Annotated in this window: 9 protein-coding genes and 2 pseudogenes; 7 read left to right on the forward strand and 4 right to left on the reverse strand. The window is 57.5% G+C overall.

All coding sequences use genetic code 11. The features are described 5' to 3' along the window. The 5 genes and pseudogenes from PHAMO_RS19700 to PHAMO_RS07420 all read left to right on the forward strand — a co-directional run. Nucleotides 1-260, forward strand: a pseudogene (locus tag PHAMO_RS19700) (IS91 family transposase); the annotation flags it as partial. A gap of 430 nt (nt 261-690) precedes the next feature. Beyond that, nucleotides 691-1,448 (forward strand): annotated as a pseudogene (locus PHAMO_RS18935) (IS5 family transposase). 414 nt (nt 1,449-1,862) lie between these two features. After that, complete coding sequence (locus tag PHAMO_RS19355) at nt 1,863-2,627, forward strand: hypothetical protein (protein WP_002727950.1); 765 nt, start codon at nt 1,863-1,865, stop codon at nt 2,625-2,627. A 19-nt stretch (nt 2,628-2,646) separates the two neighbouring features. Beyond that, nucleotides 2,647-3,060 (forward strand): hypothetical protein, encoded by a 414-nt coding sequence (locus PHAMO_RS07415; RefSeq protein ID WP_002727955.1) that lies wholly within the window; start codon nt 2,647-2,649, stop codon nt 3,058-3,060. Between the two features lie 20 nt (nt 3,061-3,080). After that, nucleotides 3,081-3,581, forward strand: coding sequence for a hypothetical protein (locus PHAMO_RS07420; RefSeq protein WP_002727956.1), 501 nt, complete (start codon nt 3,081-3,083; stop codon nt 3,579-3,581). A gap of 306 nt (nt 3,582-3,887) precedes the next feature. On the opposite strand, the gene PHAMO_RS07425 is transcribed toward PHAMO_RS07420, so the two are convergent. Together PHAMO_RS07425 and PHAMO_RS07430 are read right to left on the reverse strand one after the other, a co-directional pair. Next, nucleotides 3,888-6,374, reverse strand: a complete 2,487-nt coding sequence (locus PHAMO_RS07425) for a CHAT domain-containing protein (protein WP_002727958.1) — start codon at nt 6,372-6,374, stop codon at nt 3,888-3,890. Then, nucleotides 6,371-6,850 carry a hypothetical protein gene (locus PHAMO_RS07430; RefSeq protein ID WP_155801605.1) on the reverse strand — a complete coding sequence of 160 codons (480 nt, stop codon included), beginning with the start codon at nt 6,848-6,850 and terminating at the stop codon, nt 6,371-6,373. Before PHAMO_RS07430 ends, PHAMO_RS07425 begins: the two co-directional genes overlap by 4 nt. Before the next feature lie 436 nt (nt 6,851-7,286). Here PHAMO_RS07430 and PHAMO_RS07440 point away from each other — a divergent pair. Next, nucleotides 7,287-8,374, forward strand: a protein-coding gene (locus PHAMO_RS07440; RefSeq protein WP_155801606.1) for an IS3 family transposase whose coding sequence is annotated in 2 segments (ribosomal slippage) — nt 7,287-7,548 and nt 7,548-8,374 — 1,089 coding nt in all. Because the reading frame shifts where the segments join, the coding sequence is not laid out codon by codon here. A gap of 34 nt (nt 8,375-8,408) precedes the next feature. Here PHAMO_RS07440 and PHAMO_RS07445 read toward each other — a convergent pair. Beyond that, the gene (locus tag PHAMO_RS07445) at nt 8,409-9,542 is read right to left on the reverse strand and encodes a Fic family protein (protein ID WP_456085325.1); all 1,134 of its coding nucleotides are present in this window, start codon (nt 9,540-9,542) and stop codon (nt 8,409-8,411) included. 96 nt (nt 9,543-9,638) lie between these two features. Further along, complete coding sequence (locus tag PHAMO_RS07450) at nt 9,639-11,834, reverse strand: hypothetical protein (protein WP_040566426.1); 2,196 nt, start codon at nt 11,832-11,834, stop codon at nt 9,639-9,641. A 462-nt stretch (nt 11,835-12,296) separates the two neighbouring features. On the opposite strand from PHAMO_RS07450, the gene PHAMO_RS07455 reads away from it, so the two are divergent. Further along, nucleotides 12,297-12,911 (forward strand): tyrosine-type recombinase/integrase (locus PHAMO_RS07455; RefSeq protein WP_040566424.1); only part of this gene is annotated, 615 nt, incomplete at its 3' end.

Consider the following 12,911-nt stretch of genomic DNA (forward strand, 5'->3'; position numbering starts at 1 on the left):
TCCTCCCACGAGGATTCCACCGCATCCGGCATTATGGACTGCTTGCCGCGTCCTGCCGCAAGGCCAGCCTCGAACGCATCCGCACGCTTCTGGCCGTCGCCCCGCCGACCGTCGCCGATATTGCGGAAGCCCCCGTCGATGCCGTTCCGCCATGCCCCTGCTGCGGCGGGCGCATGGTGATCGTCGAGGTTTTCGAACGGGGGCACCAGCCCCGCGCGCCCCCTGTCGGCGCACTGCCGAACCGGGAGAACCCGCCATGATCCGGCATGGCTTGACCGTCCCAGGCACTCGAACCGCCGCGCTTCGGGTGACGATCCCGCATGGGCCATTCTCTGGAATCCCCGCCGAAAGAAGGGGTTTCGGCTCCTCTTTCCACCAGAATCGTGGCATGACAGACGGACGTTGCGGCCTCTTCGCGCCAACCCGACCTCTTCCGGTGGCCCGTCGCGACACCCCCAGGATCAGCCGCAAAACGAAATCCCCATAGGCCTGTGCTCGAACCTCGCGGGTTCGTTCCTCGGGGACTTTCGTACGCCTCACGGCGCCCGAAACTCTTCACGGAAGGGGAAGGGCGGGTTTGGGAGGCGGATAGATAGAAGCAGATATTGGCCGACCATTAGGGTCAGGACCCATAAAAATGTTTTCTTGGGAGAAACTTTGTGATTCAAGGATTCCGAAAGGAGCCCTTGAATGGACGATCATCTTTTCTGGCTGACGGACGAGCAGTTTGTGCGGCTTGCCCCGCATCTTCCGACCGATACGCGGGGCAAGGCACGGGGAGATGACCGGCGTGTCATCAGCGGGATCATCCATGTCCTGAAATCAGGATGTCGCTGGGTCGATGCCCCTTCAGCTTATGGACCGCGCAAGACGCTCTATAACCGCTTCGTCCGCTGGGGCGACAAGGGCATCTGGCAGAACATATTTCATGCGCTGGCTTCGGCGGGAGGCCCTCCGGCCCAGGTGCTGATCGACTCCTCGGCTGTCAAAGCGCATCGCTGCGCCGCAGGCGGAAAAGGGGGGAACGGACGCAGGCGATTGGTCGCTCGCGGGGCGGTCGCACCACGAAAATCCATGCTCTGACCGATGCCTTTTGCCGCCCCATCGCTTTCCTGCTGACCGGCGGGCAAGTGGCGGATTGCACCGCCGCCGACGCTCTGCTCGACCAGATGCCCGAAACCCACATTCTGCACGGCGACAAGGGCTACGATAGCAACGCCGTCCGCCGCAAGATCGAGAGTAAGGGCGCCGCGCCAAACATCCCGCCCAAGGTCAATCGACGCTGGAAAAACTGCTTCTCGCCCGTTCTCTACCGAGACCGTAACGCCATCGAGAGAATGTTTTGCCGACTCAAGGACTTCCGCCGCATCGCCACCAGATACGACCGACTCGCCAAAAACTTCATGGCGGCGGTCTGCATTGCCGCAACCGTCAGTTACTGGTTATGAGTCCTGACCCTAATGTACGGCGCACACCACAAATGAACAACGCGGCCGAGGGCCGCGTTTCGCATGTCGTTGATTTCTATGAAAGGCGCGATGGCTGGGGGGCTAGGATACTCGCCTGAGCCAATTAAGCCCTTATTTCTCAATGACTTATGCCATTTATGTGCCAGTATTGTGGGGCACTTATTTGTTAATGTCAATACGCTTCTGTGGGGCCTGGATAGCTATTCAAGACACTGAATGACCATCCTCCATTCACGATCAAAACCATTCTCATCCGAGCGCATTTTCCCGCCCTTCTGAGACGCCACCTCTTGCATTCTGAGGTGAAAGGCTCTTAGCTAATGCGTCCATGAGTGGTGGCAGATGGCCGTCTGCCATAGGGATGACAGTTAATTTGGGCTGGGGGCACGGAAAATGTTCAGATGCTATAATTTAGAAATTGAAACCAGCAATAACAACTTTTTCAATAAATGGCTTGACGGCGAAAAAGTTCGCGCCAACAAGAACAAGGCAAGCGTAAAAAAGAATCTTGACGCATTTCTTAATAAGAGCGGAACTTTGCAGGCAACAAAGCTTATCAATGACTGGTTTCCTGAGATTAAATCGAATGTGTTTATATCTCACTCCCATAAAGACCATGATCTAGCCATGGGATTTGCAGGTTGGTTGAGTGAGTACTTTGGGCTGAATTCTTTTATTGATTCGTGTGTTTGGGGGTATGGGGACGAATTGATCACCATATTAGACAATGAATATAGCAAAGATACAAATGGCAGATACGAATACGAAAAAATTAAGAGGACGACTGCGCACGTCCACATGATGCTTTCAACTGCATTAACAAAAATGATTAATTCATGCGAGTGCGTTGTATTTATAAATACGCCATCATCAATTACGTCAAAGGAATCTGCTGAAAAGGGAAAAACTCAATCGGCTTGGCTGTATACAGAAATATTAATGACGAGCCTTATAAAGCCAATAGAACCAGCAAGACCGCGACGTAAGGCTGTAGGCAGCTTTGTTGAGAAAGCTGCTGTTGAAAAATTTGACGCCGAATATGATGTAAACCTTAAGCACATGACTAACATTAATATTGATGGCTTGAATGCGTGGAATAGAGCATGTGGTGATTTGACAGGAGCAACTACATTAGATGATCTATATGCGCTGAAATAGCGAACAAGGAGATGGCAATATGTCCGACAGAATTGCTCACCTGGGGTTTATCCAGGCGACCATAACCAGAATGGGCGTAAATTCGTTTGTGATTAAGGGGTGGAGCATCACTCTTGTTGCAGCCATATTTGCCCTTGCGTCGAAAGACTCAAACGTGAAGCTGGTGTTGCTGGCTTACTTCCCAGTCATCATGTTTTGGGCGCTTGATGGGTTTTTCCTGCATCAGGAAAAGCTCTTTCGTAAGCTTTATGAAAAGGTTGCAGACGGCTCAATACCAAGCAATGAATTCACAATGGATACCAGAGCCATAAAGCATATGGTCCCGTCCATGTTTCGCGTTATGATCACAAAAACGCTATGGCCGTTCTACGTGACAATTATTGGGCTGATTATTTTTGCAATGGAGAAAATCTTGCCCCTGCCAGCTTGTTAATGCGATAGGGCCGAATTCAAATGCTTAAGAAAGCCATCGACATTTTTGAGCTTAAGCTACTCCGCCCCTATTTCACCAAGCGGTACATTCACAGGAAGATTAAGCAAACCGAGATCGACGGAAGAGAGGCGTTTAAAGCGTCATCCCACCTACCCGCCGATGAGAAAGACGATTTACTTCGCAGGAATGACGACGACATTCGAGAATATCGCGAATGGTTAACCAGCATTGAAGACAAAGAGCTTTGGAAAAAAGCTCTCAAGGTTGATGTTGATATTGAAGGCATCCCAATTCCAGAACCTGACGACTATCAACGAGCAGGGCATTGGAGGTGCGGAACATTTGGCAGCGATATCCTGCATCACGAAGTTCGCCGAGCACTTAAGGGTAAAATCCGTGAAAGAATGCCTTCATATTTGAAGGAGCGGGAAGATATGATGAATATGTATGTCAACAAGCCAATCACTATTGCAACCGGCTTGCTTGGCGTCGTTTCGGCAATCATTGCCCTGCTTAGATAATTTCAGGATGACGTTTCAAGGCTCTGAAAAGGGTCCTTTCCCCTCCCCCCCCAACCCCGAACCGCACTTAAAGGCTCTCGCATACGCCGAGACCCACGCAGCCGAAGCTCAGCTGGATAGAACGCTGCCCCTCCGAATTCAGCGCTCATATTGACAATCACTCCGATACTCTCATGGCCCCAATTGAGTCGGTGGGGCAGCGTCCGCTGTCGGGAATTGGCGTTCACCCACGAACGACTTAGATGAGGCGCGAATCAGCCAATAATTCCTAACCGAGTTGAGTGCCGTCCCGAACGCGAATCTCACTCACGCGGCAGACAAATCTGACTCGGTCGGCCTTCCTCCGTGTTGGGCGTCGCCCGGCGCCGGACCGCCGAAACCGAATAATGCGAAACCAGCGTAGTCATAGAGGCGGCTGGGCTTACGGCGGCGCATGGCTTGACAAAGAGCTCGGGCCTTTGGCTGACCATCGATCAGCCACAGTCGGTAGAAGTCGGTCACCAGATCCAGGATGGTCTCGGAAACTGCGGGGACCGGCCAGAAGCTAAGGATTGCCGCACCGACATGCTGACCGAGTAAGATGCTCATCAGCCCGAGCACTTCCTGGTTCGCTAATGCCGCTACCCTTCCTGTGTCGCAGCCGCTGAGGAAGATGAGGTCGGCCCGGAGGTTCGCCTCCGCTAGCTCCGCCAGGGCTAGCATCGAGAGCTCGCCGTCGCGCAGGAGGGCAATGCCGCTGGCAGCCGGGTCCGCAGTGACGAAGACGCCATGCGCAGCAACATGCATGACGTCCACGCCTGCGGCCTGGACGATATGATCTCGCATCCCATCATGACTGAGCCCATGCGCCTTCAGCTTTCGCTTGGCGTGCAAGATCGTCTTGGCGACCCGATCTGCTTCCTCATGGAAATTCGCCCGGACGGCCGGGGCGTCGCTCGGACCAGCGCACGCGAAGATGGCCGCCGTCTCGACCGGTCTATTCCGTGACCGCGCATTCATCCAGACACTGGCGCTCGGCGCATAGGAGATGTCGTACCGGTCGACCAGCCGATCGCCCGCCCCCAACGGGAAGATATGGAACGGGAAGCTCGTCGCCGCGCCCGCCGGTGCCACGACCAGATGGCCTGTCCCCTCGCTCAACCGGGCGAGCACGGGCGCCAGCAACCGATCATGGACTTGCTGGAGCATGTCGAACGGTTGATCCGACAGCAGGTGCCGGGCTAACACTAGGCGCTGCTGGAAATCGACCGCCATGGCGGTGGTCTCTTGGGGCGTGATTTCCAGCTCCACCAGGAGGGGTTCAAGCATTCCAGCACCTACCACAAGGCAGCAGGTTCGTCCGCCATGCTGGTCGTATTCGAGGAACACAGTGTCAGCTGGCAAGCTGGTGGCCAGTTCCTCGAACGAAGCCCTGCGATCCCGGCCGCCGCCGATGCCAAAGGCCTTTGCCATCTGGATGACCTTGAAGAGGAGACGACCTTCCCGCACGCGGCGTAAGTCAACGACTAAGCCATCGTGCAGGATCTCGAGGGCGCCGGAGACGGTGTAGTGATGGAGCGGATCGAGCAACTCGGCCCGAAGCTGGCTCTCAGCAGCACCCATCCGTTCGATCAGCGCTGCTGCCCTTTCGATCGCGCCCTCGGCGATATGGGCCCGTGCGCAATATCCCAAGCTCGATACCAGGAAATCGACGCTGTCCGACTCTTCGTAGAGCTCGATCATTCGCTCGAAGATGGGGCGAGCCACCTCGATATTTCGCGCCTCTATCGCCGACCGTCCGACAGCCGCCGCGAGCAGGATAGCCTCGTCGTCCATTTCGTCGTCGGGACGGGACTTCAGCATGGCAACCACGGGCTCGGCAAGCTTCCAGGCGGTATCATTTTGTCCCCCGGCCAGGGCGAAGGCTATCAGCAGGCGCTTCGCGACATCACCTCTCGGATCGTCGCCGCTCTTCGGCAAAGACATCAGCGCTTTGTCGAGCCATTGCTTAGCTTCCGGCAACGAGCCGCCGTTCATATGAAAGAGATGAAGGTCAATTGCCGAACGGCCAGCCCCGGACCAGTCCGTTGATCTCCGGGTGGCGTCGGACGCCTGCCGCAGGTCAAAGGCCGCGAGGAGATGTTTTTTTTGGAGGTCGCGCTGGCCGATCCGGTCATAGAGCATCGCGAGATGGCCGTGGACGTTGGCAAGCTTTTCGGTGTCTCCCGAATTCCAGCAATCGGTCTCGAGCTGAAGCCAGAGAGTTTGTGCGCGGCTTGTATGGCCCAGCGCATAGTGGGCGAGTGCGAGATTGTCCCGAACGAGGAATTCGTGCGGCCGGTGTCCGATCCGCGGTAGCTCGTACTCGAAATGCGAGACGGCGTCGGAAAATCGGCGGCGGCGGTACAAGAGCGCGCCTCGGCTTATGGCCAACGCTCCCCGTACGAGCGGTATAACGGAGCGGGGGGCTGCATCCAATCCCCTGGCATATGCTTTGTCGGCAGCATCGGCTTCGCCCCGACGGAGGTGCAGGTTGCCTTGGTGTAGCGCGAGCAGTGCCCGGTAACCTTCGAGCTTGAGGCGTTCGATTAGCCCTTCGGAGATTGATAACCAACTCGCAGCACGCGCGAATTCGCCGCGACCGGCGATATCGATTTCCGCCATCTCCAGGACGCCGTCCACCAACCGGACGTCCAACTGGTTTCCCAGCCGATCGAGCGCCTCGTCCAATTCGCCGCGCCGTTGAGCCGACAGTAACTCAAGGATGATCTGGACGAGATGGTTCTGCTCGTCTCCCTCGTCGTCCGGAGTCATTTGTCTTTGTGGATGAGTGCCGCGAGATCTTTCAGCACCGAGCTCATCTTGAGCCTGTTTCTCCCAAACTTGAGGTCAAATTCGCCCAACATGCGCAGCGAGAGGACGACGACCGGGATGAGCCAAGCGTTCTGCAGGAGGTAGAAGAGCAGTGTCGAGGTGTCGGTTGGGGCCGAGTCGGTACCCCTAACCTCGGCCCGTTCTTTGGCGTCAGTGAGCATCGGCATCAGCGATGGCTCGGTATCGACGAGGATGGTCACCACGTCCCCAAGGACCGCTTCCAACTCGTCATGGGGAAGCTTCTCGAGGGCCGCACGCAGAGCATTGGCGTCGTCCTTTGCTACCGGCTCGGCGCTGGGGAGGTGGAAGGCAATGGCCTCGGCATTGAGCAGGAAAAGAACAGCCAACGAGGGCGGCACCCCGTCTTGAGCGTCTTGGTTCCCTGGTTGACCGGCCTCAGCGTCAGTCTGGGTCATCTCGCGAACCTCTTCCTGGGCACGGATATGGGATCCGGCAGCCCGGTCATTGGCCAACCGGACCACATGCATGAAATCATTTTGCCGCCCCATCGAAGCACAGGAAAGCGTTAACCTCAAATGCGCAAACTTCATCGAGACAGAGCGAATTGCGTGCCTGTCAACGCGATCCGGGGAAGTTTATGGAATGGCGGGTGCTTTTTGTAGCCCATGGACTTCCGCTTTCGGGGTGGTTGGCGATCTGGCCAGACGCCCTTCTTGAGGCGCGAAGCGGTCGTATCGGGCTTTTTTCTAGTGCCGTGTAAGGATTCTCTCTTCAGGCGGGCACCCTGCGGTAAGAGCTCACGAAACAAGACCTACTGACTTGGTAATCCCCCCTGGAAATAAGGGGATGCGGACGTAGAATTTTCTCGGTTTTGCGAACGAGGAGATTCGGATGAAGAAGAGTCGGTTCACGGACGCCCAGATCATGGGGATCCTGCGTCAGGCGGAGGAGGGTATCCCGGTCCTGACGCTATGCCGCGAGCACCAGATGAGCAGCGCGACGTTCTACAAATGGCGGGCGAAATACGGCGGCATGGACGCCTCGATGATCTCGGAGATGAAGGGGCTGGAGGACGAGAACCGGCGGCTGAAGAAGATGTTCGCCGAGCTCAGCATGCAGAATGAATTGCTCCGCGAGGCTCTCGGAAAAAAATAACCCGGCCATCCCAGCGCCGGGAGATGGCCGAGACAGCGGTGGCGCGGCTGGGCATCAGCATTGCCTTGGCATGCCGGACGTTTGGGCGGAGCGAGACGTGCTATCGCTACAGCCCGAGGCTCTCCGACGAGAACGAGCAGATCGCCGACCTTTTGATCGGGCTGACCCAGGCCAGAAAGACCTGGGGGTTCGGCCTCTGCTTCCTGTATCTGCGCAACATTCAGGGGCATGGCTGGAACCACAAACGGGTCTATCGGATCTATCGAGAGTTGGAACTGAACCTGCGCATCAAGCCCCGGAAACGGCTCAAACGCGATAAGCCCGACGAACTGGCGGTGCCAGACGCCCCCAACCAGGTCTGGTCGATGGATTTCATGGCGGATCGTCTGGAGGATGGCAGGGCTTTCCGGCTTCTCAACGTGCTGGACGATTTCAATCGGGAAGGGCTCGGCATCGAAGTCGATTTCTCTCTGCCCGCCGAACGGGTCGTGCGGGTGCTGAACCAGATCATTGAATGGCGCGGCAAGCCGAGGACAATTCGGGTCGATAACGGCCCCGAATATATCAGCGGCACGCTGATGAAATGGGCCGAGACGCACGGCATCGGCCTCCAACACATCCAGCCCGGCAAGCCGCAGCAGAACGCCTATGTCGAGCGTTACAACCGGACGGTCCGGCATGAATGGATGGGGCAAATCCTCTTTGAAACCATCGCGGAGGTGCAGGATCACGCGACAGAATGGCTCTGGACCTACAACAACGACCGCCCCAATATGGGCATCGGCGGCATCACGCCCGCCCAGAAACTGAAATTGGCCGCCTGAATTCTATGTCAAACCCCCGCTAAAAATGGGGGGATTACCACTTGAGCGAATAGCTCGTGCTCCGTCCCCCGCTTTCATCTTTGAGCAGGATGCTTCGTGCGACAAGGTCGCTAATGTCGCGTAAGGCCGTGTCGGGCGACACCTTCATGAGTTTCGCCCATTTCGAAGACGTCAGCTTGCCTTCAAAGCCATCGAGGAGTTTGTTGATCATCGCATGTTGCCGCTCGTTCAGCGGCTGCCCTTCAATCTCCCTCCAGAAAGCGGCCTTGCAGAGAACCCTGGCAAGGGTCTGTTCCGCCCCGTCGATGGCGCGGTCGAGGCAAGCCAAGAACCAGATGATCCAGTCGGTGATATCCAGATCGCCCTTCTGCGTCCGTTCGAGCGCGGTGTAATATTCCTTCCTCTCCAAACGGATCTCGACCGACATGCTGTAGAAGCGTTGCGGGGTCGTTTCGGAACGCGCGAGCGCCATGTCGGCGATCGCCCGGGCAATCCGACCATTGCCGTCTTCGAAAGGGTGAATCGTCACGAACCAGAGATGGGCGATGGCTGCCTTCAGTACAGGATCAATCCTCTGTTCGCCCTCGAACCAGGTGAGGAAGGCTTCCATCTCCTCAGGAAGTCGAATCGCGTCCGGCGCCTGGAAATGCACGCGCTCATGGCCATAGGGGCCCGAGACCACCTGCATTGGCCCGGATTTCTCGCCGCGCCAGGCTCCGACGGTGATCCGGGTCATGCCGCTTCGGCCTGTCGGAAAAAGAGAGGCGTGCCAGTCGAATAACCGCACTTCGGTCAGCGCCTTGTCATAGTTCTGTGTGGCGTCGAGCATCATCTCGACAACGCCATCGACGTTTCGATCCACCGGGGTAAGGGCGCCGATATCCAGGCCGAGACGACGTGCAATCGACGAGCGCACTTGCTCCTTGTCGAGGCTTTCTCCCTCGATTTCACTCGATTTAAGGACATCTTCGGTCAGAGTGTCGAGAACGGCTTCAGCCCGGAGATTGAAGCCAAGCGCCTCCATACGCCCGATCAGCCGACCTTGCCGATGACGGACGGCGGCCAACGCTGCGCCGACCACCTGCTCGGACCACCTGAAGCGGGGCCAATCGTCCTGCTCATGGATATAGGCCATATTCACCGCACCTTTCACGGCGAATATGGCCAACTTTCTCCGCAGCCGCAAGGGCAATAGCCGCAATTATTGCGGTGAATATGCGCGCTATCTCCGCAAACTTAATTCAAACAGCCTGAACTGGTCATCTCAGGCCGCCTCCCAGACCTTGTTCAGAATGCGTGCGGCAATCTCGGCCTTGTCCTGCGGCAGGAAACGACCGTAATGCTGGGTGACCATCTCCGGCGTATCCTGAATGGCGTAGCTTGCCTGTTCGTAGGAGCCAGTCTGTTTCAGGATGTGGGTTGCCAGCACGTCACGCACATTGTGCGGGCCGTGCGGGAGAAGCCCTTTGATCGCGCCGCGCCCGGTCCAGGGATTGAAGATGCCGTAGCGCTGAATGACGAGCCGCCAGGCCTCATAGAATGTGTTCTGGTCATAGGCGGCATTGGTGCTGGTCCTCCTCGCGGTCTTGACGAAGAAGGTTTCAGGATCGGCGGCCGCTCCAATCAGTCGGGCGCGGTGCCGGTCGATATAGGCCTCGAGTTTTTCATAGAGGCCCCCGAGGTCCGGGAGGATCAGGCGGAACGGCTTGGAGCCAAAGAAGGACGAGCTTGCGTTTTTGAATGCGACCGATGGGATCAGAATTTCCCAGCCGTGATCCCGAGAGTTCCACCGGAGTTCACCGCGCTTCATGTCTTCCAGCCGCCGCTCTGACGTCGGCAACTCTTCTCGCTTGCAGAGAAGAAGCTCCCGGAGGTTCTTTTGCCGCAGGCCGGTGTGCAGGCCAATCCGCAACAGCAGAAAAGCTCGCACAGCTTCGGCGGCAGCAAGCGGATAACGTCTTTCGTCCGGCATGCGGTGCAGGATCTCCTCGGTGATCTTGCGATATTCTCCGACTGGGCTTGGCGCTTCGAGAACGGGCAGAATCGGCTCGAAAGGATCCCGGTGAATACGGGCAACGCGATCGATTTCCTTGATGCGCCGGCGGGCATGGCGATACATCCGATCACAGGCCGCCGCCCAATCGGCCCTGGCTTCGTCAATATCCTGGCGCGTGATCAGTCCTTCGATTTCCTGGAGATGATCGCCGATGTGTGGCGTCTGCCTGAGCCAGCCGGTTTCCTCTCGGTTCAAGGCGGCGGCGATCGACAGCAGATCGGTTTCCCACTTGGTATAGAAACCGCGGCGCTGCTCCCGCCATTGCAGATACCAGTCCCACACCTGCGGAAAAACCATCATCGCGAAAGTCAAACACTTCGGGTCGGCACCGAAGCCGCGAACGTCACTTGCGACCGGTGCGGCGAAGGTGCCAAACCACAGGCCAAAATGTTCTATTTTCTGCGATACAGTTTCTTCGCCCCACACGCCATTGCGCTGAAGGCCGAAAGCGGCGAAGGTCGAGGTCTTGAATTTCAAGAGTTCGGCAATCTCAGCATTCAGTTGGGCCGGTGCATCGATGACGCCAGATTCATCCGGTTCTTTTGCAATGGATGATTTCCGTCGTGGCGCCGAAATACCGGCGAACCGAACTGCATAGCGCTGGCGTATGGCGGCAGCCTGATATCGCCGATAATCTGTGGAGCCACTGATAACGACGTTGTGAACCCAGTCGATAATTTCCGTCTGCTCATGGCGCGGGCGGGAGTTGAAATTATCTGGTAGATGCCGCGCCAGCCGGCGGCGCTCCGATGCTGAGACATCATCCAGATCAAAGCCGGTCGCCGCTCGGACAGGATTGGCTGTCTTCTGGGCAAAATACCCGTCCGGCAGCCGATAACGCTTTTCGATCCGGCGAAGAACGTCGAGACTGATCACCGAGCGGGGTGCCTTTGCCCCGCGCGCCCAAGAGATCAGCGTGCTGCGGTTCAGGCCGTCTTTCGGTCTGACGACAGCCCTATAAAGGTGATGGATCGTCTCGCCGTGCCGGGCGGCATGCAGGCGCAAAGCCGCACTTAAGTCGTCGGGATCATCCCAGGTGTCGTCCAGCGGTTCGGGAAACTCCACAATTGGCTTGGGTGGTTTGCTCACCGACTTCCTTTCCTTTTGTGGCGACGTACTCTTCTTCTTAGCTTTATCGCGGTCGGCCACTCGAGGCCGTAGTTCGGCTTCGGCGACGGAGCGGGACACGGCATCAAAGATCGGCCGCAACTGTGCCTTTGCGGATCGGAGTTGTGTCGCCTCGACTGAAAGAGCGGCTGCAATAACCTCAAAATCTATCTGAGTGCCTCGGTAGGGGGGGAATTCCCTGCGCGCCAGCAAACCCACCAGATAGCCCTGTAACGCGAGGGTGATGTCCGCAGGCAAGACAGAAGCGAGGCGGCGCTCGCAGAACAACGCGATCATGCGAGGCGACAATGTTGAACGGGGGGGTGTCATTGAATTATTCCAATTTTGCGGGGAGCCCCGCTATCAGAGATTCGGGTCTCAAGAAAGCAATAATGACGGATTATCAACAGCGTAGAACAGAGGCGCGAAGATTTGGCGTTGCGATGCTGGCCCGTCAGAACGTCGTGCCTCGAACACATCATCCCTCAATTTCTCGGTCTCGCTCGGACTTGGAGAAGGCAGCGCGCATAAGGGCTCGGAACGCGCTTAAGGTCCGTTATCGGGAAGCGTGGCTATTCCTGTAAATTACCACCAAGGGCGCGAACCGGAATGAGCGGATTGGGCCGTGGAACGAACCCGCTGCGCGGGATTGGTGCTCGTTCTTGATGGGCCTATCGAGCCTGAAGTGTAGCGCTTTGGTTGAGTGACGCCCGGCATTGGCCGAGCATTTTGGCTCCTTCCTTCGATGTGAGGAGCCATATGATGACCGTTCCTATTCCGTCCACCCCGATCAGCCCATTGCGTCAGCGCATGATCGAAGACATGAACATGCGCCGGTTTTCGCAAGACACCCAGCGCGACTACATCCGCGATGTTGGACGCTTTGCCACGTTTCTGGGGCGCTCGCCCGGCACGGCCACGGCGGAGGATATCCGCCAGTTCCAGGTGGACCAGCAAGAGTCCGGCGTGCCGGTGCCGACGATGAACAGCATTGTTTCGGCGCTCCGGTTCTTGTTTACGCACACGCTCGACCGGCCGGATCTGGCGCGCAGACTGGTGCGCATCCACCATCCGCGCAAGCTGCCGATGGTCTTGAGCCGGGACGAGGTCGCCCGCCTGTTGAATGCAACCACCTGCCTCAAGCACCAGGCGGCCTTGTCGGTCGCCTATGGCGCCGGCCTGCGCGTCGGCGAGGTGGCGGCCCTCAAGGTCCGCGATATCGACAGCGAACGCATGCTGATCCGGGTCGAAGCGGCCCAGGCGGCGGAGATCGTCAAGCGGGTCGGCCCGCATACGCTCCGTCACAGCTTCGCCACCCATCTGCTGGAAGACGGGGTCGACATCCGGGTCATCCAGGTTCTTCTCGGCCATAGC

This window comes from Magnetospirillum molischianum DSM 120, assembly GCF_000294655.1.
GTDB classification, from domain to species: Bacteria; Pseudomonadota; Alphaproteobacteria; order Rhodospirillales; family Magnetospirillaceae; genus Phaeospirillum; species Phaeospirillum molischianum.